The organism is Moorena producens PAL-8-15-08-1 (assembly GCF_001767235.1).
Classification (GTDB): Bacteria; Cyanobacteriota; Cyanobacteriia; order Cyanobacteriales; family Coleofasciculaceae; genus Moorena; species Moorena producens_A.
Window position 1 is genome coordinate 3360467 of the sequence record NZ_CP017599.1, and the last position, 24587, is coordinate 3385053.

Here is a 24587-nt window from a genome sequence, read left to right on the forward strand (position 1 = left end):
GTTCAGAGGTTTATGCGATCGCATTTTAGATGTAGGGTGGGCAGTGCTTTGGAGAGATTCATGTGGTTGCCAATAGCCTTAGTAAGCACTGCCCACCAACGGATTAATCACTTTTTAGTTGATGTCTTCACAAAGAGTGCGATCGCGTTCACTGACATTCGGGTTATACCTTAGATAATCCCCAGCCCAATCACAACCACGTCCCAGTAGCTCATCTAGACTACTTAGAGCTAGATCGATATTCCACAAGATTACAGTTTTATCCTGACTAGCAGTAGCAAGAGTCTTGCCATCAGGGCTGAAGCTAACACTGTTGATGGCAGCACCACTACTCTGGAGGGTTTGGAGTACTTTACCGTCTTTAGACCAGAGTTTGACTGTCCCATCACTACTACCACTGGCAAGTATGGTACCGTAGGGGATAAAACTGAGGCTATTGACTGCACCACTATGTCCCTTGAGAGTTGCCAGTTCTTGACCTTGCAAATTCCAGAGTTTAATAGTTCCATCCAAACTTGCGGTAGCAAGGGTCTGACCGTCAGAGCTAAAGCTGAGGCTAATCACCGCAGCACTATGCCCCTTGAGAGTTTCAAGTTGTTGACCTGTTAAATTCCAGAGTTTAACAGTTCCATCCTTACTAGCAGTAGCGAGGATTTTGCCATTAGGGCTGAACTTGACACTGTAAACATCATCTTCATGCCCCTGGAGAGTGCGCATTTCTTCTGCCGTCTCTAAATGCCAGAGTTTTACGGTTCCATCTTTACTAGCAGCAGCAATAATTTGTCCATCAGAGCTAAAACTAAAACTATTAAACCACTCCTTACCACTTCGCAAGCTTACTATTAGTTGACCCGTTACCAAATCCCAGAGCCGAACATTTCCATCCAAACCAGCACTGGCAAGTGATTTCCCATTAGGGCTGAAACTAAGACTTGTGACTGCACCTTGATGTCCTACCAAGGTCATGAGTAGTCTACCGTCTCGTCTCCAAAGCTTAACAGTTCCATCGAAGCTAGCAGTGGCAATTGTGCGACCATCGGGACTAAAGCTGACGCTATCAACCGCAGCCTTATGCCCAAATAGGGTTCGGGTTTTGAGATCATACTCCTCAACGCTCCAGAGTCTGACGGTCAAGTCTCTGCTGGCGGTGGCTAAAATTTTGCCATCGGGACTAAAGCTCATAATTGCAATCCCTCTCTTATGACCCCGCAAGATTTGGAGTTCCTGACCGTCCCGACTCCATATTTCAACAGTTCCGTCTAAACTGCCAGTGGCAATTGTCTGACCATCAAGACTGAAGCTAACGCTGTTGATTGTGGCACCAGAACTCTGGAAAGTAAGAATTTCCTTTCCTTGAAGATTCCAAAGTCTAACAGCTCCATCCAGACTAGCAGTGGCAAGGGTCTGACCATCAGGGCTAAAACTGATACTTGTAACATCAGCTTTATGCCCCTTAAAGGTTTGCCCAATTCGGTTGCCTTGTTTGTCCCACAATCTTACTATTCCGTTGCTACTACCACTGGCAATCACCTTACCGTCAGGACTGAAACTGAGACTCGTAATACTAGCGTTCTGTATTGCAAAGGGTTGCCCAATTCGGTTGCCTTGTTTGTCCCACAATCTTACTATTCCGCCGCGACTACCACTGACAATCACCTGACCGTCCCGGCTGAAACTGATACTTGTAACCTCAGTTTCATGCCCCTGGAGGGTGTGTCGTAATTGACCGTCTATACTCCAAAGTTTGACGGTGCCATCAGCACTGCCAGTGGCAAGGATTTCACCATCAGGACTAACACTGACGCTATTGACTGTATCTGTATGCCCTGGGAGAACGGTTAGTATTTCATCATCTCCCCTCCAAAGTTTGACCGTACTATCAGCAATGCTAGTGGCAAGGATTTCACCATCAGGACTGAAAGTGATGCTATTAACCCAACTGTCATAACCTTCCAAACGATTGCGCTCTCTGACTCCATAAAGGGCTTGCTGTAATGCAGCTAAAGTCTGAGTGCGGGTATTGGTTCCTACTGCGATTGCTGACTTAAGTTGTCTTCCTGCCTTTAAAGCTAATATGAGTGGATCAAGTGACTCCCTATGTCTGTTAAATAGGGCTTCTGAGGATTGAGCAAGAGCAAGAGTCTTTAGTATTTTAACTTGTCTCGCAAATAGTAGTCCGGTCAATAGTATTAATACTACCAGACTAATCATTTTTTTGACAACTGATGCTCTAAATCGGCTTTTTAAAAACGCCTCTTCTAGTCTTAATTTACTTCGTTCCGCCTCTTTTCTTGCTAGTCTCTCCTGTTCCAATTCAGTGATTATTAAAGCTCCTGTCGATTGACGAATAATAGGAACAAGATAGTCGTGTACTAATTGATAGTGCGCAGTCGAAAATTCTGGCAAAAGTAAAACCAATCCTGAGTTTATGAAGATCTCTAATATTAAATCTAGGTTTTCTGTCTCTCCTACTCCTAGATCCAATAAACCCGATCCTAACTCTGCCCTAGACTTGAGTGGTCGAGTGTTATTTTTATCTGTTAGGAGGTATAAAACTAGTCTGGCGTCACTTTCATTCCAATAACCACAGTCTTTAACAACTCCAGCTAAAAATCGCTCCAATAGCTTCTGTTTAGAACCGATTTTTTCATACTCAACCAGTTTATAAATTTTATCTTCTTGCAATTGTAATCCCACAATCTGTAACTCAATGGGACGAACTTCACCCAGCTCTAACGCTAAATCATTAACAAGTTTATTAATCAAAGCAGTTTCTAAATAAAACTGAGGTTTATTTGTGATTTTTTTTATAAATTTAACACTATCTTTTCTAGAAAAATTTTCTAAATAATAAAGAATATCTTGGCTTAATATGTAATTGATAGTATCTATTTTGTGTGAACGTTGAAATTTTAATAGATAGTGTAGATAGTCTTCCCTTAATGACAGAATAACTTGAGTATAAGGAATAGAGTCAATTGCTGTTTTTAAAAATTCCAATAAAAGATTACGCTCGACTAGATCTGGGACAGCAAAAAATAATTCTTCAAACTGATCAAAAATTAAAACTGTTAGTAAGTTTCGGTCACCATTTTCTTGCAACTGTTGCAAGATGCTAGTTACTGAATCTGCTTCAACAGAAAGACTAAGCCCTCTTGCTTTTAGTGAATTAACCAATAACTCGCCCAACTGCCTAACCCAGTCAGTATAGACTCGTATGGCAATTGGCAGCACATCTCGCTGACCAATGGCTCGTTGCTTGAGAATTGGAACTAATCCTGCATAGATTAAGGAACTTTTACCAACTCCAGATGATCCATGAATAACAGTTAATTTACAACTAGTATTGCCAATTTTTTCCACCAAATTATTGATATTTTGTTGTCTGCCAGAAGCAATGATTTCGTCTGCAACCATTTCAGGCTGCTCAAGGGCTGGAACTTTAGAATTGGCTCTCCTTCGTTTTGGCTGTAATCTCCCTGTACCGATAAAAGCTCGCAAGCCAAACTGTTGCTCAATGGATATTCGTTCTTGTTTAACTCTAAAAGCAGCTAGATAGTCACCTTTTTCAAGGTATAATTCTCGCCAGCTTGCCAAAATCCTAATATAAAGCTCTGGAGCATAATGGGCTTGAGTTTCTGCTTTAGCTCTTTCGAGATACTTGATACTCTCTTGATACTTACCAAGACCTTTTTCTGCTCTTGCCAATAATAATAAATACCAAGCTTTATCAACATATGGCATTCCATCTAATTTTGCGTTGTGCTTGGATGAGGTTGCTGTTGATTCAGCCGACAAACTAGTTTTCAGGATGGAGAGTGCTTGCTCTGCTAATCCCTTAGCTTCAGTCCAAGCTAATTTATCTAAAGCCACCTCCGCCAAAAAACCATAATCTTTCGCTAACTCAATTGAATTACCATGGGTTCTATGGAGTCTTATAGACCTTTGGGCTAAGGTTTCTAAGTCTTCCCATCGTTGTAAGCGTTGCAAAACTCTGGCAAATTGAGTAATAAATCGGTTAGCTAAATCCTGATCAGATATCTGAGCTAAACTATCAACACATTGCTCAAATAAATTTTGTACTTTAGTTTTTCCATAAGGACATAACCCGATATTAAATAAAACCATCCCTTGCCAATACCAGCGGGTTATGCTTTGCCATAGCTCTAAGCTTTTATTAAAGTAAAGTAAGGATTATTCTAATTGTTTTTTAGCATAGTAATTGCGACCTAAAATGAAGTAAAAACTAGCTTCTAACTCTGGTTCAATTTCCTGGTTATGATGGTGTAAATCTTGCCAAGCTGACTCAAATTCTGATAGATCATCTATCCCCCGATTCAGCTCATACAAAAATTTGTCAGGATCAGAGTCTGGAAAGGTAGCCAAGATATCCTTAGCTTTTTGAGAGAGACTATAGATTAACTCATAGGATAAGGAATCAGGAGGGGTTTGAAACTCCCTAGTTGTGCCCCAACTCTCCAAATCAGGAGCAACCCGAACCAATTTGGTTTGAACGTCATCATTAATCCACAGCACTAGGGGGAAATGGAAATTTTTCCGAAACTCTTCCCGCACTTGGTTAGTGGCAGCCAGCAAGCTATCAATATCATCAACAGCCTCTAAACCAAAGACCATCACAGCCCCTGGCTGCTGATCTCCTAAATCCTGCCGAATCTTGCTATAAAGTTTGCTATCAGACTTTTTCAGCACAACCTCACGGATTTGAACAGGACAGGTTTCTCGGAGCCCCTCAGTCATTTGCTGCTGTACATAGGTATAGTTACAGTGTGCAAAAATCAGTGAAAATTGCCCCTGAGAAGCTTCAATTGCCCAAGCCAATCTTTGCAACGCACGCTCGTTGTAGGCAGCAACTTCTTTGGTTTTATCGGAGGCACTCATATATAGCAAAGGGAACAGGGAACAGGGAACAGGGAGCAGGGAGCAGGGAGCAGGGAGCAGGGAGCAGGGAGCAGTAGTAAAGAGATCGAAACAGTTTTTGATGTTATAGCACTACGCATTAAGGTGTTTGACATTGATACAAGCAGCAAAAGCTGTTTTAGTGAACTTTTGCCTTTTGCCTCTTGCCTCTTGCCTTGCACGTAGCGCTATATAAGAAATCAGCAAGATTGTTCATAACCTATTTAGAAATGCTATGGCTGTAGTTCTTTCGCTTCTGACAAAATTGGATTAACATCAAACCAAGGTTCATCTTGATCATAATACTCATAAACAAAGCGACTGCGGATTAAGATTTGATATCCGTCATCTCCAGTCACTTTCTTATCCTTCGCTACTTTACGCAATAAGTCCCACTCATCATCAGTGATCGATAAAACAAGTTTATGATGCTGAGCCTTAATCATACGTTCTAGACCATTACGGGAAAGGGGTAGTTCTCCTTCCTCCATGATCCATTCACGGAGAAACCGGAGTAAATTTCGCACATGACCGCCACTAGCACCACATAAACGGTCTAAGGTTTCAGGACTGTCAAAAATTGCTGTAATTTTAGTTAGACGCTGGTTGGGCTCTAAATCTGGAAAAGCTCTTGCTAGCACCATCTGTCGCAGCAGTGCCATTCCTTCTTCATGTTTGCTACCGTCCCGTAACTGTACAGGAACCATTGGCAGGACTTTGGGGTCGCTCATAAAGCGTTCAGTCACCATCCCAAAGTCATTGGAAAACCGCAGTGACAATGGAATAGTGTAAACCACGTGACAGTGCAGTCCCCGCAACTGTGACCCTCGATCCGCAAACAAATATTCTGGCTGAAGACGACCAAAGGGCTTTTGTATAGAATCTACCCGGTCAAGGTTATCGACAATAACTACTAGTCCCTTTTTCCCGGTCTGTTTCAATTTCTTGATACCAGGCTCCAGCACCTCCTGATTAATGGCCTCAATAATTCCATTGGTTCGAGGCTCCAGATATCCTCTCAACTTATCCCGCTGCTTAGGGCTAGCTTTGGCTTGACTGGTAATGGTGGCAATCCCTACAGAAAATTCTACCTCCGATAGCTCCATCGGTGTGTTTAAGATATCTTTGACTTCACCAAATAACCTCTGGAAGTACCCTGGTTGAAGGCTAATGCCAGCACTTTCCAGACTTTCACTGACTCGACGAGCGATCGCCAGTAAAATATCGCTAATATCAACATCACTCATTTCCAAGTCCTGATCAGACTCGAAGTAAACCACATGAAATCCTGACCGTTCTAAATCCAGCTTTAACCTGAGCAACTCCGTAGACTTGCCGCAGCCAATATGCCCAGTAAACAGTTCACAAGTAGGCTGATTTGGTGAAAAGATAGCAATCTTTTTTCTAAGTTTTTCAATAATCTGACCGCCGCGTACTGAAGAGAAATCAATGTAATACTTGCGATCCTCCTCATTGTCCACAGCTAAGGTTTTACTGGGGTTGGTAGCTCGGTAAAACGTTTGTAAATCGGTCATATTACTTTTATATTGGTAGAGTTTTTTCCCTATTCTGTACCAAGCTGCGGTTGGAACATGTAACGGTTCATCCGAGCTGGCATTCTGCACCCACTCTATTTTATATCATTTTCGGTTGAACACTTATAAATAGTAGGTCATAGGGAACAGGGAGCAGGGAACAGGGAATAGGGAAGAGTAGGAAAGAAATCCGATAAGTTTTTGGGGTGATGCTAAATAAGCCTTGATTTTTATGGTCAGTTTTAAAAAACTGACCACCGTTTTTTTGATTAAACTTTTATTTAAAAATGACTAATTATAGACTATAATAAATAGTTATGATTTACAGCTAATTTTAGCCTACTTCCTACTCCCTACTCCCTACTCCCTACTCCCTACTCCCTATTCCCTATTCCCTACTCCCTACTCCCTATTCCCTCTTTCCTTACCTATAGTCTTTAGAATGTTCCATGACCAGAAACGTCCATGACCAGTTTGCCAAACAATGTCTTAAGGAACTCCTCGACCCCCTGGGGAAAGTGGAAACAAGCTGGAAAGTGCCTGGGGAAGTTCAAGAAATTGATGTTTACTTTTTGCCATCTCAGCCACTAGAAACCAATGGACAAAGTCTGGGATTACTCGGAAAACTGGCCACAACCCCTGCTATTTTTGAACCCTTCCGCAACCCAGTCAGTAAATTTGAGGTGCTCAGTTGTATCGGTAAACTGATCCAGGTTCATGGTCAAGTTTTCCGTCAGGCTAAGCGAACTAATGCCCAAGTTAGGGTGATAGAACTGCCTCATTTATGGATTCTCTCCCCAACCGCTTCCGAAGAGTTTTTAGAAAGCTTTAATTTTCAACCAGATCTAGTTAATTATCCCAAGGGGATGTACTTTCTGGGGAAATCCTTGTATACGGCAATTGTGGCGATTCACCAACTACCAGTGACCCCAGAAACGTTATGGCTGAGAATTCTCGGTAGAGGTAGAGTGCAACAGCAAGCGATCGAGGAATTGAAATCCCTACCGAACGGGAGTCAGCACAAAGACAATATCCTAGAATTAGTATATGACATGCTGGCAATATTAGACGCACGTATCAAACAAAATCAAGACCTTGAAGAAGATGACCGGGAGTTAATCATGCAATTATCTCAGATATATCAACAACGACTGGAATTGGCTACCGAGCTTGGCAAACAAGAGGGAATAGTGCAAGGTAAACAAGAAGGACTAGTCGAGGGCAAACAAGAAGGACTAGTCGAGGGCAAACAAGAAGGACTAGTCCAAGGTAGGCAAAACGAACGTCGTAGTATGGTCACTTACTTATTGCGTAGCCGTTTTGGTGAACTAGACCAGGAACTGCTGGGAATCATTGAGCCATTGATGGCACTCTCTCCAGAAGAATTTATCCCCCTACTATTACAATTGTCTCGACTAGAATTATTGACTCGATTTGGAGAGGTAAATTAGGTAATTAATCCCAATGTCGTGCCGGTTGACTAGCTCGATCATCCGCTGATTACTTAAATAGTAATTAAATACTAATTAAATCAATAGTTATCAGGGTGTTCCATGACCAGAAACGTCCATGACCAATTTGCCAAACAATGTCTGAAAGAACTCCTCGACCCCCTGGGGAAAGTAGAAACAAGCTGGAAAGTGCCTGGGGAAGTTCAAGAAATTGATGTTTATTTTTTGCCATCGCAGGCACTAACCACCAATGGAAAAAACCTGGGATTACTCGGAAAACTGGCCACAACTCCTGCGATATTTGAACCGTTCCGCAACCCAGTCAGTAAATTTGAGGTGCTCAGTTGTATCGGTAAACTGATTCAGGTTCATGGTCAAGTTTTCCGTCAGGCTAAGCGCACTAATGCGCAAGTTAGGGTGACAGAACTGCCTCGTTTATGGATTCTCTCCCCAACCGCTTCCGAAGAGTTTTTAGAAAGCTTCAATGCTAAAGCAGATCTGGTTAATTATCCCAGGGGTATGTACTTTCTGGGGAAATCCTTGTATACGGCGATTGTGGCGATTCACCAACTACCAGTGACACCGGAAACCTTATGGTTGAGAATTCTCGGTAGAGGTAGAGTGCAACAGCAAGCAATTGAGGAATTGAAATCCCTACCGAATGGGAGTCAGCACAAAGACAATATCCTAGAATTAGTATATGACATGCTGGCAATATTAGAGGCACGTATCAAACAAAATCAAGACCTAGAAGAAGATGACAGGGAGTTAATCATGCAATTATCTCAGATATATCAACAACGACTGGAATTAGCTACCGAGCTTGGCAAAGAAGAGGGACTAGTGCAGGGAAAAGAAGAAGGACTAGTCCAAGGTAGGCAAAACGAACGCCGTAGTATGGTCACTTACTTATTGCGTAGCCGTTTTGGTGAACTAGACCAGGAACTGCTGGAAATCATTGAGCCATTGATGGCACTCTCTCCAGAAGAATTTACCCCCCTACTCTTACAATTGTCTCGACTAGAATTATTGACTCGATTTGGAGAGCAAACATAGTCGCGCTTGGGTCTTGGCAAGAGGCAAGAGGCAAGAGGCAAGAGGCAAGAAAATAGATAGGAATTTTGGCTAATGGCAAGAACGGTCACCCTTGTCTTGAGTCAGCGCGGCACTGCATCGCTTTTTCTAATTCATTCGGAAATGCTATTTTAATTTTAAAACGTCATGTCAACAAAGTATCGCAGCGTAGTTTATGCTTGGAAGGGAAGAGGCTGGACTCAAGAAATTAAATGGCTTCGTATAGAAGGTGAAGAACGTCCTGAATGGAAGGACCAACTGTGGGTAAATTTCTTAACCCACATGGCTCAAGAGAAATGGGAACTTGTTTCAACAGCACCCCTAGGAGGTGGTGAAGGTTCAGTTTATGGAATTGTTGCCTACTTTCGGCAGTAAAATTGGGTTGAACAGACTAAAAAATCCCAGTTTAACTAAAAACTATAGCCGTTTAAGTTGAGAGTTAATCTAGAAGCGCTATAGCTTTAATAACTTGTAGTAATTTAATCGATGACTCCGATTCCATCAGGTTTAATACTGGCATCAACTGATAAATCGGAGGATTGCCAGCTTGGATATAAATAAACTGATAAATGTATCCGTTAGTCGATAGTCCCCAAACTGAGTCTTGATGGTCTAAACTCTTATAGGCATAGGTCAGTAATTGAGGTAACCCAACGGATACATCAGCACTACTGTTTTTAGTTTCTATAACTAAGACCCAAAACGATACTTTATCTACTGTCTGTTGAGCTTTGTTAATTGCTAAAATATCTAGTCTGCCAGTAATTTTGGTATCCTGGTCCTGAATATCAATATCAGCAATCCCTTCTTCCAAGGAAATCTTTATTGGAGAGCGATAGAAGCCAGCTAATCGCAGTAAGGGAAAAACAGTTAGGGCTTTTACCAGTCCTTCAGATACTTTACCGGCGATTAAGTAATTATCAAAATCAGTCCGAATTTGTTCCAATTCCCGTTGCTCAAATTCAGTGATAGTGTCTAGGGATAACCGGGAAGTTAATGAACTATTGTATTGCCGTTGAAAGCCAAAGGTATGATGGACATCTTCTAGAGATAGGTGACTAGCTTGTAGAATTATCATAGGTTTATAGGGTTCCGTGTATAAATTGTATAAATTGTGATAATTATTGTTCCGAAGTTCCCTACTCCCTACTCCCTACTCCCTACTCCCTTTCCTATAGTTATATCAGTTACCAATACTAACGGCGTTGCCACCACACCAACCCAGCTGTGGTAAACCCAACTAAGGGCATAAGTAACAGGGCAGTCCAACCCAGTAACTCAGCCTGGATTGCTGTTAGGTTAATCCGTCGATTGTTTTGTTCTTTAGGGCGGATAGATAGGACTTGATCATCTTGCTTGCTTAACCAGCTAATGGTGTTGAGAAAAACATCACCATTTAATTGCTGATCAAACCAACCATTGGTGGCAAAATTAGAGTTACCATAGACTACCAAACGAGCTGACGAGGTCTTTTTGTTACCATCCTCTTGAGGAGTCCCTTGATCAATCCCTTCGGCTTTGCGGCTTAATGCTACACCTAAGATTAACGGACCAGGGCGATCGCGTTCTGGATTCAATTCCAGTGGCTGCTGTTTAGGATTGCTCTCAGCCCAAGTTCTGTCATTGGTAATCAGCAGAGGAGTCTCCTGGATACCATCTACTGGGGTAATTAAGAGCGATCGCGCCCAAGGATAAAAGGAAAATCCGTCGGCAAATTCCCTGGTAATGGGATGATTCCCGTAGCTGGTCACCATGGGAGTTGCTGCACCAAGCACTAAAGAACGTTCTGGAGCAGACGGGTCAATCACTAACCTACTGTCTAGCTTAATTCCCCAGTCTTTGAGAAAGCTATCCAATTTAGGATTAGTATCAGGGTCGAGCATCAATAGTAAGCTACCACCCTTGGATAGATAGTTACGTAAGCCTTTGACTTCTTTTTCTAATAATGGTCGCATCGGACCTGCACTAACTACGATTGATGCATCGGCTGGAACCTCTGAGCGTTCAGCTAGGTTAAGGGGTTGAACCGTAAAATTTTTATCCTCTAGAACACGTACTGCCTCAGATAATCCCCCTTCTACTTCTGCTAAGGATTTTTCTCCGTGACCTTGCAGGAAGTAAACCCTAAGCGAAATTTCCCGAGTCAGGGTTTCGATACCACTAGTAAGACTAGCTTCTGACAGAGGTTGGGTATCATTAACAGCTTGCAATAATTGTTGCTTGTCTTTATATTGTAGATAAACCTCTCCGATAGACTGAACACCAAATTTCTGAGCTAGTGCTGGTTTTAGCTGAGGGTCAACAAACTGAAATTCAAAGTTTGACCCATACCGACGAAAGTTCTCTAACAACTCTCGGTCATCTGGATTAGGTTGTGGGTTAAAGATCCAAACCTTAAGGGGCTGTCGTAAATTTTGCACCACTTGCTGGGACTGGGGTGACAGAGTATATAACTGATTTTCTGTTAAATCGATGCGTTGGGTATAGCGCACCCCTATAAAGTTAATCAGCCCCAAAATCACTAACATAGCTACCGTAGAAATAATAGCATTGGTTCCGACTTGGGTAGAACGGCTTTGCCAAAATTTCGGGGCCAACCGGGCTAAAAATACTAGCCCCACAAGACTAATGACAATACCAGCAATCAGTAATCCTAATGCGTCTGGAGACCATTTTTCAGTCATAATCCTGACAGTGATTCCCGCCATGGTCAGTAGTGGCCCGAGCCAGAAAAGGTAAAGGAGATACTTCTTGGTTTTGCTTGTCTTCATCTCAAACCTCACGGGAGCTGCAACTATCATTACTGATTGTAAGCATTCAGCTTAACCTGCTAGGTATTACCCATTAGTCTTAGGCGTTAGGCTAATGGGGGTTTGACAGGGTAATCCTGGGTTCCGGTAGCGGCTCTTTGAGAGCATCCCTTTGAGAGCATCCCATCGAACTTCACCGGCTAATCCTGGGTTCCCGTAGCGGCTCTTTAAGAGCATCCCATGGAAATTAAGACGGTAGTAATGTGATCGCGTAGCGGCTCTTTGAGAGCATCCGATGGAACTTCAGAGGGTAATCATAGAACATCTATAGAGTGGAAAAATAAAATAACTAATTTTCATCAGTCATAATTATCTAGCTATCAAATAATTATTTAGTTATCAGGTATCAGGTATCAGCACTCAGTACTCAGCACTCAGTATCGGGAGCCCTGTAGGAATTGTGATAATTTTTGATGCCATATTCCCTACTCTCTGTTCCCTATTCCCTATTCCCTTTGCTATAGTCATTCCACACATCCAGCCACACTATTAGTTGGGTGAATAAATTTGTGAATAAATTGGTGGATAAGTTTACACTATTTTTATCCATAAAAAGATTATCCTTCATAGTTTTTTTGTAAACTTTGTATAAAGGATTTGGTTGAATATAAAGTTTGTATAAACTTCCTGGGGGCCACAAGTGCTCCACAATACTTACCAGCTCTAGCTTTCAGGTCACTATCAACCAAAACTCTACATAGACTTGGGGTTTCAATTACTTAAAACTCAATCCGTTATTCTTTTGTTGAAGTTGGAGTAATATAAAGCGTATACATTTTGTAACTGATGCACAAACCTACATTCGATGAGTGAATTTCCTGATTTTTATAACTATGGCTACCAAGTCAAAAAACAATTAGGTCACAACTATCACAGTGGTCGAGTAACTTATCAAGCCATCCATCTTAAAACTAAGCAAAAAGTTGTAATCAAGCTGTTTCAATTTGCTCAATATAACAGTAGCTGGCATGGTTACCAATCCATTGAAAGTGAGATTAAGGTACTAAAACAGTTACACCATCCTAGGATTCCTCGCTATCTTGACTCCTTTGCTCCTGAGGGTGGTGTTTGTTTGGTACAGGAGTACAAAAACGCTCAACCTTTGTCTGCATACCCAAGCTTTACACCAGAGCAAATCCAGCAAATTGCCGTTCAAATGCTCGAAATTTTGGATTATATACAACATTTTTATAATCCGATAATTCACCGAGACATTAAACCAGAAAATGTTTTGTTAGATTACAAAATGCGGGTTTACTTAATTGATTTTGGGTTGGCAAAACTTGCCTATGGTTCAATTAATGGAAGTACTACGATGGCTGGCACAGCTGGATTTATGCCACCAGAACAATTATATAATCACACCCTCAATAAAGCATCAGATATTTATAGTTTAGGAGTGACACTTGTTTGTTTGGTTACCGGAATTAAAACGGCAGAAATTAGTAATTTAATTGATTTAAGCAATCATCGTATAAAATTCAAGCATTTAGCTTCAGGTTATAGCAAAGAATTTCTTAACTACCTAGACAAAATGGTAGAACCGGACCCTAAAAAGCGTCTTGCCAATCTAGAACGTATTTTTAAATCGGTTCCATCACCAGAGCCAATTCAAAGAAAACTACTAGCAGAGTTTAGCAATAAACTCAAAGTAAATAACCTGAATAAACGACTAAAGTATGCTATAGTTACTGTAATCAGTTTAGGATTAGGTGTTACCTATGGATTAAACCAAGTTGAGCAACTATTAGTAAGTAAAATCCAACAGCACTTGAGCGATGGAGACTATGAAAAATGTATTAATTTAGCTCAAGATGTTCCAGTTTTTTTGAGCATCAATGAAAAATCGATATGCCTCTTAAATGACTGTTCTGTCGCACAACTAAATAAAGCAACTAAACTAGTAGACAATCCCCAACTTATCTATAAAGCAATTACTGAAGCTAAAAAAATACCGACTGAGAGTAATAGTTACCAAGAAGCAAAAACGTTAATTACTCAATGGAAAGAATGGCAAAGTGATCAAAATTTAATTCAAAAAGCTCAACAAGACCTAAAGAAACATAAATGGCAACAAGCCAAAGCAATGGCAGCACAGGTTAACGCTGAACGTTTCCAGCAGCAAGCAATCCAAATTATTAATGCTGCTGAAACCAAACTAAAAGCTGCTGAATTAGAAAGACTAGGTGCTGAATTAGAAATACAAGGAGAAAACCTGATCCTCAAGGCAAATCACTATGCTAATCAGCGACAGTATAGTCAAGCAATATCCATCGCCAAACGGATTCATAACGCTACGCCATCTTATCAAGAAGCACAACGATTAATTGCTGAATGGAAAAGCCAAATTCCTCAAGTTTTTAGAAATTATTGGTCATCCCCACAAGTTAATGGCGCTCGCTTCGTCGTCGATAAAATAGAAAAGTGGAAAAATGGCCAATTAAAAATTTATTTTAAAGCTTATAATTACACTAATAAAGATAGCCGATTTTCCGATTTTATCGCCGTTGATAATTTAGGAAATAATTATAGAGGTTATTCAGGCTCTAGTTGGGATGGAACAGTGATGCCTTCTAGGATACCAACTAAAGGTTCTATCACCTTAAAACAACCACTAGATCCTAATGCGTCAGTGATTACACTTAGTTTTCGACGTGTTTATACTTATAATCCACTAATTAGACTAATCACTCTCAAAACAAAAGGAATAAGAGTTAAGTAGTAAGACTCTCCTTCTTAACAGCAGGATTAGCGGGAGAATACTCTCCAAAGCGCCAGCGTATAGGGCTAGCATTAGTTGTTTCTAAGACCTGGTCAATATGAAACTCCACTAACCGTTGCGCTCCTGGAACGGTAGTGAATCGTGACTGATCCCAAATCACCTCGGCTGTTCCGGTCAGTTGTAAGGTATTGCCTCGCTCAAAATCGATGAACAGCAGACCAGCATGGGGATTCACTGTCAGGTTACCTAGGGTTTGAAACATATTATTGCCAGCATAATCAGGAAACACTAGCTGATGATCACTGATCACCTGGATAAATCCTGGATATCCACCCCGATGAGAGGCATCTGCCCCAGTTTCTGGATTGAAACTGGCAATGAAAAAGGTATCAGATTGGGTAATCCAGTCTTGCTCGGTTGTGGTCAAAGCCTCAAAGCTGCGAATTTCAGGCTCGCTTGACTCAGGGGTATCAGTCTCTAGATGACGCAGCTGGATGTATTTGGGACAGTTGAAAAATACCTCAGTGGTCTGCATCACAATCTGCCCTTTGCCTTCTACTCTAGCCAAGCCATTCATCCGCAAGCGTTTACGGGTAGTCAGGTCAATCACCAGAAGTCCCAGTACTCCATTTTGCACCAAGTTTTCGTACAAGGGATCCCCATCGATAGGGATACAGTTAATCTCGACAGTTTGATTATCGAAAACTTGGACAAAACCAGGTTGACCAGTCAGCAATGATGCCCAAACTAAGCCATTGGTATCCACACTACTAGCGATCGCTAATTGTTGAGTTGTCAGGAGCATCTGAGCAGCAGGTTTGATCACGGGAGTAATCATCGAGCTGAGTTTCTCAGCTTCTTCGGTTACCCCAGCCCGAGTTTGAACAGCAATCTCTCCAGTGTGAAAGCTCATAATCTACTCCTTTGGGGATAGTGACACAGAAAACAGCAGTTTTCTTATACACAGAATTTCTGTATATGTCTGTATCTAATCTGTCTGTCTCTAAACTAGAAAACTGTCCAGATTTGGGCTAAAGAAGACTATCACCCAGCACCGGACAGGATACAACCAGTCAGGGGTGTTAGGTCAATAGCTACATATCCCTGAACTTTCTCTAATCTCAGACTACTGGGAAGACAAGAGCAAAATGTCTCAGTTTTTGTCTCAGTTTTGTCTGGTGTTGTTTAACTGACAATCACTCACCTCAGTTCGATGTCAGAAATTGCTTTAAGAAATTGGCAGGTTTTGAGGAAAGCATTCAGCTATCAGTTATCAGCTATCAGCATTCAGCTATCAGCATTCAGCATATGCTTACATACTAAGAACGCTGAAATCTTAACGCATCAATAGACTGAGCAGTTAGAAAAATACCGATAAAGATATAACTCAAAAACAGAATTATACTACTAGTATCCAAAACACCCTGAATCAGATTTTTATAATTTTCCAACAACGATAAATGACCTAAGGCTTCCCCAAGGGGTCCACTAACATTTTTAGCAATCAAATCAATCACCCAAAGTCCCAAAACCACAGCAAAGGTGAGGATTGCTGACAAAATTGAGCTATCAGTTAGGGAAGAAATGAACATCCCCAGAGAAAGCACCGATGCTGCCAGTAAAATTAATCCGGCGTGGGCGAGTAACGGTAGGACAGGTTGAACCGGGGGATCTGTAGCACTAAATGCGATCGCTTCATAGGCAAGTAAGGGTAGCACCATAAAGCTATAAAATGTCACCACTCCCAAGAGTTTACCTACGGCTACAGCCCAATTCGTTAGTGGAGAAGTGGCCAAAAGCTCCAAAGTCCTGCGTTTGCGTTCCTCAGCATAGAGTCCCATGGACAGAATTGGCAACACAAATAACGACAGTGAACCCATCACTTCCAAGAATTGACGCAAAAATACATAGGCAACATCCACTGGTGGTATCGGTAAACCCAATTGTTCTGCCGTTGCTACTTGGTTAATAATACCCTCTTGATCCAAAAGAATTTCTACAAAAAAGGAGCCAGACAGCCACCAAAATACACCGGCGATCACATAAGCGAATGGTGAAGCAAAATATCCCTGTAATTCTTTCCTAAAAATTGCTAATATATTGCCAATAATTATCATTATTTGTTTAATTATAGAGGGTATATTTTGGGATTGAAGGTTGAAAGTTAGTTGTTCGCGTAGCGTGGCCGAAAGGCCAAGGTTGAAAGTTATTTAGTTGAATGGTTAAGGTTAGTTAGGTAATGCTTAGTTAAGCAGGTAAACAAAATTGATTACACATTATTTCACAAACCTCAAAGCATGACAATCGTAAGCATTCAGCATTCAGCATTCAGCATTCAGCATTCAGCATTCAGCTTTTGAATAAGCGATCCAGCGCGGTCTTGGGGAGGCAGCGCCGCCAAAGGGGGTTCCCCCGGAGACGAAACCTTAGATAGGGTCGCCTTTATAGTTAGCAGGTTATGCAGAAAAGGGTTCAATATTTGTTAATAGCGTGATTTGCGCGGTCTTGGGGAGGCAGCGCGGTCTTGGGGGTTCCCCCCATGAGCGACTGCCGTGGTTTCCCCCACTCGCGCTTTGCATCAAGACAAGGCTCCACTATCTTACGGTAACTTCAAACCATGAGCGACTGCCGTTGGTTTCCCCCACTCGCGCTTTGCATCAAGACAACAGGTAACCATTTGTTTAATAGTCACGAAAGTCCCAGCGTCGTTCGCACAGCGTGGCCATTCGCGTAGCGTGGCCAAAGGCCTTGGCCAAAGCCTGTGCCACAAAGCTGACCGCTGACCGCTGACCACTGACCGCTGACGGCTGACGGCTGATGGCTGAATGCTTACTGACAATCTAAGGGTTACCAAACTTGGTAGTAGGTAATTCATTCTGTGTAGGTGATTAAAGGTTTTCAAAATAACTTTCATCCTTGATGCTTAATCCTTAATCGTTAATCCTTCATCAGATTCCTCAGACTCGTCTAAATCAGACTCCTGTAAATCAGGATCGGGTTGAGGCAGTGGTTTTTCGGTGGTAGTCAGTTTCAAAAAGACATCTTCCAGGGTAGCGCGAGTCCGTCGCATTTCGTATATCCCTACACCAGCTCCCACGGTCACAGCTGCAATATCCCGTGCGGGTTCTGCTCCCGGTGCTGATACGATGTGGAATAAAGATCGTCCGCCAGGTAAATTGTGATCATTAACCAGTTCCACCAGGCAAACTCCTGGTATAACTTGTAATAATTTCTGTAACTCCTGTGCATCACCATCTATTTCTAACTCATAACCTGAGCCTCCGGTTAACTCCGCCAGTAACTTGTCTGGACTATCTGTTGCTACAATTTTGCCTTCATTGATAATCGCTACCCGGCTACAGGTCATACTCACTTCTGGTAGAATGTGGGTAGATAGGATAATAGTATGGTCACCAGCAAGGCTCTTAATTAAGTTACGGACATCAATAATTTGCCGAGGATCAAGACCCACTGTCGGTTCATCTAGAATGATGGCCGGTGGGTCATGTACAATCGCCTGAGCGATACCCACCCGTTGACGGAAGCCCTTAGAAAGCTTACGGATCAGTAGCTTGGCCTTGCTCGTTATGTTACAGCGCTCCATGGCAGTTTTGACCTTAGTAGTGCGATCGCCTGCAGCAACACCTTTAATACGGGCAACAAAGTGCAAAAATCCTTCAACGGTCATGTCCGGATACAGTGGCGGAAATTCCGGTAAATAACCAATTCGGCGTCGTACTGCCATAGAATTTTCATGAACATCATAATTAGCAATTCGGGCAGTACCATGGGTTGCTGGTAAATAGCCTGCCAAAATTCGCATGGTAGTGGTTTTCCCTGCACCATTCGGTCCAAGGAAGCCTAGGATTTCTCCTGGTTCAACCCTGAAAGTAACATTCTCTATCGCTGGGGTGGTGCCATAGATTTTGCTTAGATGCTCTACTTCTATCATAGTCTTAAGTATTACGTGTTAAGTATTAGGTATTAAATATTACTTGTTAAGTATCACTTGTTATAGATAAAGTTTTAAGTGTTAATTATTAAATATTAAGTAGTAATTATTAATGACTACGTGTTAAAAATTACCTGTTAATTGCCATTTACTGACTAATATGGTTAAATCTATTATTCACGTTAACCCAGTCACTGGTAAGGATAGCGATACTGGTGATACTGTTCCGTTTAAAACCTTGACTAAGGCACTTTCTATGGCTACTGCTGGAACTACCATTCACTTAGCCGCTGGTACCTATAATGCTGCTAGGGTCGAAGTTTTTCCCCTAGTGATTCCTAAAGTAGTGATGGTTGTCGGCAATGAACCGACCAAGGGTAAGGATATTGTGATTTCGGGCAGTGGGAACTATGTCAGCCCTACGTTTAATCGTCAAAATATTACCATCCGTGACTCGGCAGCACCGTTAATAGCAGATAATAAAATACTCGGTAACCGAGCTGGAATCGTTTTGATGCGTCAGGTGCAACCGGTATTGCGTCGTAATCTGATTGAGAACAATACTCATGGTGGTTTAGTGGTTAATGGTAGGGCTAGACCAGATTTAGGCAATTCTCAAGACCCGGCGGGTAATATCCTGCGCAATAATGGTAAGGCTGATCTCCAAAATAGCAGCTCTGTCAGGTTAGTTTCGGTGGGCAATCAGCTCAATCCATCTAGAATTGAGGGTGCGGTAGAGTTGCGTTAATCTCAAGTTCCAGTCCGGCAGACTGGTCCATTTCAATTCAGTGATTTGACAGGTGATTGGGCAAGCCAGTTTATTGGAGAATTAGTGATCACAGGGCTAGTTAGTGGCTTTGGAGATGGCACATTCAAGCCAGAAGCCAACCTGACTAGAGCACAGTATGCAGCAATTATTGCCAAAACATTTGAAAGCCCACGGCAGGTGGGTAAAGGTAGAGGGGAGTTTGTGGATTCGAGCGCCAAATTTTGGGCATCACAAGCAATTCGGAAAGCAGCAGTTATGGGTTTTATTTCCCGATTCCGCGATCGCACATTTCGCCCCCAGCAAAATCTGACCAGAGTGCAAGGTCTGGTATCCCTAGTCAAGGGTTTGGGGTTAACAGGTGGTTAGTCTAGCGAACTCGGGTTTATCGCGATCGCGTTCAGATTCCCAGCTATGCTACCCAAGCGGTAGCCACAGCAACTCAAAGACAAATGGTAGTAATTATCCCGAACCCCATCAGCTCAATCCCATGAGGCCGATTACCCGTGCTGAGGTGGTAGCATTAATTTACCAGGCATTGGTAGCAAAAGGCTCTGCAGATGCGATTGGCCGTAGGCCACACTACGCGATCGCATCTCCTTATATTGTTAACCCTAACCCTGACATTACCTCATTTACCGATATACCTGGACACTGGGCAGAAGGTTTTATTCGCCGCCTCGGTAGTCTAAACCTGATTAGTGGCTTTGCGGATGGCAGCTTTCAACCAGATGCCCCTCTAACTCGGGCTGAGTGCGCTGCCCTACTGGTAAAAGTGTTTGACCCCAATCCAATCGGTCCAGCTACCCAATTTATTGATGTCCCCCTGAATTTCACCGGCATTACCAGCTATCAACCAATCCTATCGTGGTGGTTTTCTCTCTGGATACCCCGACCAAACCTTCCATCCTCAGCAGACCTTGCGCCGTGTTGATTTGATTGCCTCTCTAGTCAATGGGCTGTCTTTAGCCAAAACTCTAGGGAAGTCAGTTAAAGACTCTTCTGAGATTTCTAAAATCTCAGAAGATTGGAAGGATATTCCTGCTTATGCTACCGAAGCAGTTGCATACGCTACCATCGCGAAAATTGTCGTTAACCACCCCAACCCAACCCTGTTGCATCCCAAGCGGGAAGCAAAGCGAGCTGATGCGATTGCATTTATCTATCAGGCCTTGGTGAAGACAGGACGTTTCACTGAGTTCAACTCACCGTATAGTGTTGTCATGAGTCATGAGTCCTGATTTCAGTGACCAACCAACTCACTACCAAAACTAGTTGCAGGTTGTAGGTTACAGGTTGCAGGTTGCAGGTTGCAGGTTGTAGGTTACAGGTTGCAGGTTGCAGGTTGCAGGTTGCAGGTTGCAGGTTGCAGGTTGCAGGTTGCAGGTTGCAGGATATAGGTTATATTCCCAAGCGACGTTGCCAGAAGCCTCTGTGGGTCCATAATGTGCCACATGTGCGACCTTTCCACCTGGAATCGTACCACCTTCCCACCTTGAATCCTTTTACCCATGACCAATGACTCAGATTTAGCCATTGCCTATGCCCTTGCCTTGCTCAGTCACTATGGGTTTGAGCTCAGGGGTTACACTGTAGAAGAATTAGTCAATCTATGGCTTGAGAACTATCCTGCCAATTGGGTGCGTCTAGCGGTGATTGAGGCTCTTTATCAAGGGCGTTACAAAGCGATATCTGTAGAGCAAATTTTGACAGTCTGGTTACGACGAGGACAACCTATATATCGCTTTAATCATGAGTTTGAGCGGATGGTTTGTCGTAAATTTCCCCAAAATTTAACCGCTCCCGTCGATAGTACATCCACAACCGAGAGCTTAGAACTAAGTTTACAGTGGGTAGAGAATGTTGCTGAAACCTCTGTAGGTACTAGTTCTTATGAAACTACACCAGAGCAAGGCATGGTTGAGTCAAAGACACTCCAAGCAGCACCAACAGGGCAACAGGACACTTCCCCTGAAGCCAAGACCATATCATCCAAAATACCTGAAAAATCAGTCAAGCCCAGAGAAAGCTTCCCAAAGCCTCTGAGCAAAGCCCGTGCTAGTCCTATCTACAATGTAGATTGGTCAAGTTATGAGCTTAACAAGAAGCCAATTAACCAATTTCATCCACCACCAGACTCTTCAGATGTTTACCTTAAGCTCAAGGCAGTTGTCCTGCACCAAGACTCTGCTACAGTCACAGCTATGGTAGTCGATCAGCAAGTCAGTGATTCAGCTTCCAGTGCCTTGGAAGATCAGGAGGTCGAAAGTAGGTCAGAGCCAGAGAGTCCTTCCCAGGCCACTGTTAACCTGGAGCAAAGTTAACCATCCCACGATTAATCCCCGTGGGATGATTGGCCGTAGGCCACGCTACGCGATTGACCGTAGGTCACGCGGGGCGCAATTGACCGTAGGTCACGCGGGGCGCGTTTGGCCGTAGGCCACGCGGGGCGCGTTTGGCCGTAGCCCACGCGGGGCGCGTTCGGAGCTAATCATACCAAATCCTCGCTGATCCCCCTATGGCATACCCCATTGTGATTAAATTATTTTTTATAAACTTTCATCAAACTATCCAGTAATATTCATTAAAATTTTATATATTAGCTATATATCTAGCACTTAATTGATAGACTTAATTCCAGTCTAAATTACTTTAGCAAAGTCTAGCAACAGGATGCATGAAAAAAGTTTTTGTTTTCCCCTATTTTCTGGTTTAATAGCCGGACTAATTTTTGGAATCCAGCTGACATTATTTGTCCAAATAATTATTGAAAATTACTCGGCACGAGCCTGTGCTAAGATTCCTGATGGCAAATTTGCTGTTTTTGTACCAACAAGTTATTTTTTGAATAAAATAAATCTTAAACGAGTCGTTATATCTAACAAATGGGCTTACAATTACAATTGTAAGCTGTTTAAATCCAAACATGATTATATTAAAAATTCTAAGGTCATTAAGTCGGATTCATTTATAAAAGATAACTATGCCCCAGCCGGTTATATACAGGTGCCATCAGAGAGATATATGCTCAAGAAAGTGTGGCGAGGTACCCTGATTGGATATTTTTCTGAATATGAGGCAAATTTAGTCAGGAACAAAGTCCTAGAAAGTGCTTACAGTAAAGAACCAAAACCTATCGATAAGCCTTTTGTAGTAAATAACATAAATACTAATAATTGAGACTTTAAGCATTCAGCGGTCAGCCCTCAGCGGTCAGTGTTCAGTGGTTAGTGGTCAGCTGACGTAAAAGAGATTAAACCAATGGTTACCTGTTGTCTTGATCCCAAGCGCGAGTGGTGCATGGGTCTGTGTGCGTCACCTGCGTCCGCACCGCTGTTTGCCCCGTGGGAACCCCCCCAGGTCGGCACTGCCTAGGCTGTTCACTTTGTGCGATGGCCATAGCTTAAACTTCATGCACTTTTTGTCTGATAGTATGAGACAGTGTATCTCTTGCTAGATATCCATTCTGGGCGTTATCGCCCTACGCGTACCCGGTGTGAACGATCTCCCCCGAAAAAGGCCCATAATAAACAGCCTACCCCACACCCCACACCCCACACCCCACACCCCACACCCTAGGCACTGCCTCCCCTGTTCCCTTGCTGCATCACTTATTCAAAAGCTGATAGCACCTCAAGTAGCGTGGTCAAACGCGCCCCGCGTGGCCCAAAAGCCAAGGCCAAGGCTGATACGCGACACGCGCTATAGCTGATAACTGATAACTGATACGCGACACGCGCTATAGCTTACTGAATGCTTAACTTTCACGTAACACCAAGACGAATTTCTGTGGCCAGAGAAGCCATGGTTAATTGCCCCCTCTGCTGGAGAACGTTAGTGCGTAACCGAAAGTTAGGGCTAGCAAACCAAAAACGTTCTTCAGCATATAGAGTTTTCCCCTCTGTAATCATTGTTAAAACATCATCCTGGCCGATACTGTAACGACATTTTAAGGAAGTTTCTTCAACATCACCATTAGTTCGCAATAGCTTGCCAATGTCAGGATTTTCTGGGTTGGGAACAGCTACAACAACAGTGGAACCAGTTTGCTTTTTCTGCTCTCCTACTACTGTACTGTCCCAAATCACTTTTAAGCCAAATATAGCTATACCAGGCTCTATTTGGTATTGCTTACAGAGTTTGATCACCTCTGGGGCATCACCAGATAGCATTTCCATTGTGATGTTGGACTTACCATTTTTAATGGGTTGAGAGGTAATATGATTACTAGTACGTTGAGAAAACCATCTGCCAGCGCTCTGTTCAAAAAACTCTTTAATATCCATTGGCTAAGATTGTAAAAATTTGTGGTAGATCGTGGTAGATCACTGATGTTGGTAATTTCAATCAAGTGGTTCACTCTTGATTCTATCGCGCTATGATTAGCCCAATTACCAGGATGCTACACTAGCTTGAGGCTTGAGACAAACGCAATAGAGCCATTTGAGCGGCTTCAGATACTTGAGGATGGCTGTCTTTTGCCAAATAGTTTAATGCCGAGATACTTTTGTCCTGACCAAGTTGACCGAGAGCTTCTGCTAAACGTTGACGCACTATCCAATCCTCTGACTGGGCAAAGCGTAGAATATCGTCTATAGCTTCTGTAGCTTTGATTTCCCCCAAAGCAGCAATAGCAGCTTGTTGGACTAGTACTTCCTGACTATCTAACGCCTTAGTCAGCACATCACGAGCACGGGGATCTTGGAGGTTACCTAGGGACACAGCAGCACTAAAACGTACCAACCATTCAGTATCTTCGTAGAACGCCCTAACTAGAGCTTCAAAGGCTTTGGGGTCACCTAGATATCCCAAAGCCCCAGCAGCAGCAGCACGAATGCCGTAATCTGGGTCAGTTGCCATAAATTTGACCAAAATTGGGTAGCATTCTTCCGTAGGCTTGACTCCCAGAGCGAATATAGCCATAGAGCGAACTGGTAAATTGGGATCATCAAGTACCTTTTTAATTAGCGGCACCGCATCACTGGCTTGAACATCTCGTAGTGATGCCAGAGCCATCAAGCGATCGCGCATGTTGGGGCTTTCCAGCTGAGCCGAAAGTTGTTCTAAATTAGAGGGCATCGTAGTTTCTTGGGGTTTGGTTGACAATTAACCTCAGGGGAGTATGAGCATCAGTTGTGATCGCTTAAGAATCTACCCAGCGGTCTGGTAAAGTAATCCCTCTGACCTGCTTGCTAGATCAATCTTTATACACAATTGTCGCTCTGAGTCATAGTTTTGGGAATGCTATGGCTGTATCTATGGAAGTTTTTTAGTCAACTAGCTATGGCAAATCAATTCAACTTTCGGCATCTGAGTACAGGTAAGAATAGACAACAGGCTGATGTGATAAATACAACAAC

The 24587-nt window shown here is 42.7% G+C and carries 24 protein-coding genes; 10 read left to right on the top strand and 14 right to left on the bottom strand.

What is annotated here, in order from left to right; translation table 11 throughout:
* Positions 1–114: 114 nt before the first annotated feature.
* From BJP34_RS12655 to BJP34_RS48760, 5 genes are all read right to left on the bottom strand, one after another.
* Positions 115–4128 (bottom strand): eIF2A-related protein, encoded by a 4014-nt coding sequence (locus tag BJP34_RS12655; RefSeq protein ID WP_083305132.1) that lies wholly within the window; start codon positions 4126–4128, stop codon positions 115–117.
* A gap of 66 nt (positions 4129–4194) precedes the next feature.
* On the bottom strand, positions 4195–4899 hold the full coding sequence (locus BJP34_RS36690) for a hypothetical protein (RefSeq protein WP_083305133.1): 705 nt from the start codon (positions 4897–4899) through the stop codon (positions 4195–4197).
* Complete coding sequence (locus tag BJP34_RS43105) at positions 4896–5033, bottom strand: hypothetical protein (RefSeq protein ID WP_158517168.1); 138 nt, start codon at positions 5031–5033, stop codon at positions 4896–4898. The genes BJP34_RS36690 and BJP34_RS43105 overlap by 4 nt, the downstream gene beginning before the upstream one ends.
* A gap of 117 nt (positions 5034–5150) precedes the next feature.
* A complete protein-coding gene (locus BJP34_RS12660; RefSeq protein WP_070392653.1) occupies positions 5151–6452 on the bottom strand; it encodes an AAA family ATPase in 1302 nt (433 codons plus the stop codon).
* 123 nt (positions 6453–6575) lie between these two features.
* The gene (locus tag BJP34_RS48760) at positions 6576–6710 is read right to left on the bottom strand and encodes a hypothetical protein (protein WP_267876551.1); all 135 of its coding nucleotides are present in this window, start codon (positions 6708–6710) and stop codon (positions 6576–6578) included.
* A 191-nt stretch (positions 6711–6901) separates the two neighbouring features.
* On the opposite strand from BJP34_RS48760, the gene BJP34_RS12665 reads away from it, so the two are divergent.
* The 3 genes from BJP34_RS12665 to BJP34_RS12675 all read left to right on the top strand — a co-directional run bounded on the left by BJP34_RS12665 (position 6902) and on the right by BJP34_RS12675 (position 9352).
* Positions 6902–7903 carry a hypothetical protein gene (locus tag BJP34_RS12665; protein ID WP_070392654.1) on the top strand — a complete coding sequence of 334 codons (1002 nt, stop codon included), beginning with the start codon at positions 6902–6904 and terminating at the stop codon, positions 7901–7903.
* Positions 7904–8005: 102 nt separating this feature from the next.
* Positions 8006–8959, top strand: coding sequence for a hypothetical protein (locus BJP34_RS12670; RefSeq protein WP_070392655.1), 954 nt, complete (start codon positions 8006–8008; stop codon positions 8957–8959).
* Positions 8960–9124: 165 nt separating this feature from the next.
* The gene (locus BJP34_RS12675; RefSeq protein ID WP_070392656.1) at positions 9125–9352 is read left to right on the top strand and encodes a hypothetical protein; all 228 of its coding nucleotides are present in this window, start codon (positions 9125–9127) and stop codon (positions 9350–9352) included.
* 64 nt (positions 9353–9416) lie between these two features.
* Here the strand turns inward: BJP34_RS12675 and BJP34_RS12680 are convergent, their stop codons facing one another.
* Both BJP34_RS12680 and BJP34_RS12685 read right to left on the bottom strand, forming a co-directional pair.
* Positions 9417–10055 (bottom strand): restriction endonuclease subunit R, encoded by a 639-nt coding sequence (locus BJP34_RS12680; protein ID WP_070392657.1) that lies wholly within the window; start codon positions 10053–10055, stop codon positions 9417–9419.
* Positions 10056–10173: 118 nt separating this feature from the next.
* Positions 10174–11748 carry a GldG family protein gene (locus BJP34_RS12685; protein WP_070396639.1) on the bottom strand — a complete coding sequence of 525 codons (1575 nt, stop codon included), beginning with the start codon at positions 11746–11748 and terminating at the stop codon, positions 10174–10176.
* Positions 11749–12592: 844 nt separating this feature from the next.
* Between BJP34_RS12685 and BJP34_RS12695 the strand changes: the two genes are divergently transcribed.
* On the top strand, positions 12593–14509 hold the full coding sequence (locus tag BJP34_RS12695; RefSeq protein WP_070392659.1) for a serine/threonine-protein kinase: 1917 nt from the start codon (positions 12593–12595) through the stop codon (positions 14507–14509).
* Here BJP34_RS12695 and BJP34_RS12700 read toward each other — a convergent pair.
* From BJP34_RS12700 to BJP34_RS12710, 5 genes are all read right to left on the bottom strand, one after another.
* Positions 14502–15422: a pyridoxamine 5'-phosphate oxidase family protein gene (locus tag BJP34_RS12700; RefSeq protein WP_070392660.1), complete on the bottom strand. Its 921-nt coding sequence runs from the start codon at positions 15420–15422 to the stop codon at positions 14502–14504. The genes BJP34_RS12695 and BJP34_RS12700 overlap by 8 nt on opposite strands.
* Positions 15423–15828: 406 nt before the next feature.
* Positions 15829–16629: an ABC transporter permease gene (locus BJP34_RS12705; protein ID WP_070392661.1), complete on the bottom strand. Its 801-nt coding sequence runs from the start codon at positions 16627–16629 to the stop codon at positions 15829–15831.
* Positions 16630–16965: 336 nt separating this feature from the next.
* On the bottom strand, positions 16966–17088 hold the full coding sequence (locus tag BJP34_RS48765; RefSeq protein WP_267876552.1) for a hypothetical protein: 123 nt from the start codon (positions 17086–17088) through the stop codon (positions 16966–16968).
* A gap of 20 nt (positions 17089–17108) precedes the next feature.
* Entirely contained in the window at positions 17109–17384 is a 276-nt protein-coding gene (locus BJP34_RS39550; RefSeq protein WP_149030945.1) for a hypothetical protein, read from the bottom strand.
* Positions 17385–17432: 48 nt separating this feature from the next.
* Positions 17433–18461: an ABC transporter ATP-binding protein gene (locus BJP34_RS12710; protein ID WP_070392662.1), complete on the bottom strand. Its 1029-nt coding sequence runs from the start codon at positions 18459–18461 to the stop codon at positions 17433–17435.
* 160 nt (positions 18462–18621) lie between these two features.
* Between BJP34_RS12710 and BJP34_RS47350 the strand changes: the two genes are divergently transcribed.
* The 6 genes from BJP34_RS47350 (at position 18622) to BJP34_RS12725 (ending at position 22407) form a co-directional block, all read left to right on the top strand.
* Positions 18622–19209 carry a DUF1565 domain-containing protein gene (locus tag BJP34_RS47350; RefSeq protein ID WP_229424335.1) on the top strand — a complete coding sequence of 196 codons (588 nt, stop codon included), beginning with the start codon at positions 18622–18624 and terminating at the stop codon, positions 19207–19209.
* Between the two features lie 45 nt (positions 19210–19254).
* Positions 19255–19596, top strand: coding sequence for an S-layer homology domain-containing protein (locus BJP34_RS47355; protein WP_229424336.1), 342 nt, complete (start codon positions 19255–19257; stop codon positions 19594–19596).
* Positions 19589–20161 (top strand): S-layer homology domain-containing protein, encoded by a 573-nt coding sequence (locus tag BJP34_RS47360; protein WP_229424337.1) that lies wholly within the window; start codon positions 19589–19591, stop codon positions 20159–20161. The genes BJP34_RS47355 and BJP34_RS47360 overlap by 8 nt, the downstream gene beginning before the upstream one ends.
* Positions 20079–20468 (top strand): S-layer homology domain-containing protein, encoded by a 390-nt coding sequence (locus tag BJP34_RS47365; RefSeq protein ID WP_229424458.1) that lies wholly within the window; start codon positions 20079–20081, stop codon positions 20466–20468. Before BJP34_RS47360 ends, BJP34_RS47365 begins: the two co-directional genes overlap by 83 nt.
* Before the next feature lie 270 nt (positions 20469–20738).
* Complete coding sequence (locus BJP34_RS12720; RefSeq protein WP_070392663.1) at positions 20739–21551, top strand: hypothetical protein; 813 nt, start codon at positions 20739–20741, stop codon at positions 21549–21551.
* Between the two features lie 349 nt (positions 21552–21900).
* Entirely contained in the window at positions 21901–22407 is a 507-nt protein-coding gene (locus tag BJP34_RS12725; RefSeq protein ID WP_070392664.1) for a hypothetical protein, read from the top strand.
* A 584-nt stretch (positions 22408–22991) separates the two neighbouring features.
* On the opposite strand, the gene BJP34_RS12730 is transcribed toward BJP34_RS12725, so the two are convergent.
* Positions 22992–23513, bottom strand: coding sequence for a phycobiliprotein lyase (locus BJP34_RS12730; protein WP_070392665.1), 522 nt, complete (start codon positions 23511–23513; stop codon positions 22992–22994).
* 121 nt (positions 23514–23634) lie between these two features.
* Complete coding sequence (locus tag BJP34_RS12735) at positions 23635–24306, bottom strand: HEAT repeat domain-containing protein (RefSeq protein WP_070392666.1); 672 nt, start codon at positions 24304–24306, stop codon at positions 23635–23637.
* Positions 24307–24587: the final 281 nt, after the last annotated feature.

Coding starts and splice junctions, on each gene's coding strand:
- BJP34_RS12655 (WP_083305132.1), bottom strand. CDS start 4,128: ATGGTTTTATTTAATATCGGGTTATGTCCTTATGGAAAAACTAAAGTA.
- BJP34_RS36690 (WP_083305133.1), bottom strand. CDS start 4,899: ATGAGTGCCTCCGATAAAACCAAAGAAGTTGCTGCCTACAACGAGCGT.
- BJP34_RS43105 (WP_158517168.1), bottom strand. CDS start 5,033: ATGTCAAACACCTTAATGCGTAGTGCTATAACATCAAAAACTGTTTCG.
- BJP34_RS12660 (WP_070392653.1), bottom strand. CDS start 6,452: ATGACCGATTTACAAACGTTTTACCGAGCTACCAACCCCAGTAAAACC.
- BJP34_RS12665 (WP_070392654.1), top strand. CDS start 6,902: ATGACCAGAAACGTCCATGACCAGTTTGCCAAACAATGTCTTAAGGAA.
- BJP34_RS12670 (WP_070392655.1), top strand. CDS start 8,006: ATGACCAGAAACGTCCATGACCAATTTGCCAAACAATGTCTGAAAGAA.
- BJP34_RS12675 (WP_070392656.1), top strand. CDS start 9,125: ATGTCAACAAAGTATCGCAGCGTAGTTTATGCTTGGAAGGGAAGAGGC.
- BJP34_RS12680 (WP_070392657.1), bottom strand. CDS start 10,055: ATGATAATTCTACAAGCTAGTCACCTATCTCTAGAAGATGTCCATCAT.
- BJP34_RS12685 (WP_070396639.1), bottom strand. CDS start 11,748: ATGAAGACAAGCAAAACCAAGAAGTATCTCCTTTACCTTTTCTGGCTC.
- BJP34_RS12695 (WP_070392659.1), top strand. CDS start 12,593: ATGAGTGAATTTCCTGATTTTTATAACTATGGCTACCAAGTCAAAAAA.
- BJP34_RS12700 (WP_070392660.1), bottom strand. CDS start 15,422: ATGAGCTTTCACACTGGAGAGATTGCTGTTCAAACTCGGGCTGGGGTA.
- BJP34_RS48765 (WP_267876552.1), bottom strand. CDS start 17,088: ATGCAAAGCGCGAGTGGGGGAAACCACGGCAGTCGCTCATGGGGGGAA.
- BJP34_RS39550 (WP_149030945.1), bottom strand. CDS start 17,384: ATGAATTACCTACTACCAAGTTTGGTAACCCTTAGATTGTCAGTAAGC.
- BJP34_RS12710 (WP_070392662.1), bottom strand. CDS start 18,461: ATGATAGAAGTAGAGCATCTAAGCAAAATCTATGGCACCACCCCAGCG.
- BJP34_RS47350 (WP_229424335.1), top strand. CDS start 18,622: ATGGTTAAATCTATTATTCACGTTAACCCAGTCACTGGTAAGGATAGC.
- BJP34_RS12720 (WP_070392663.1), top strand. CDS start 20,739: ATGACCAATGACTCAGATTTAGCCATTGCCTATGCCCTTGCCTTGCTC.
- BJP34_RS12725 (WP_070392664.1), top strand. CDS start 21,901: ATGCATGAAAAAAGTTTTTGTTTTCCCCTATTTTCTGGTTTAATAGCC.
- BJP34_RS12730 (WP_070392665.1), bottom strand. CDS start 23,513: ATGGATATTAAAGAGTTTTTTGAACAGAGCGCTGGCAGATGGTTTTCT.
- BJP34_RS12735 (WP_070392666.1), bottom strand. CDS start 24,306: ATGCCCTCTAATTTAGAACAACTTTCGGCTCAGCTGGAAAGCCCCAAC.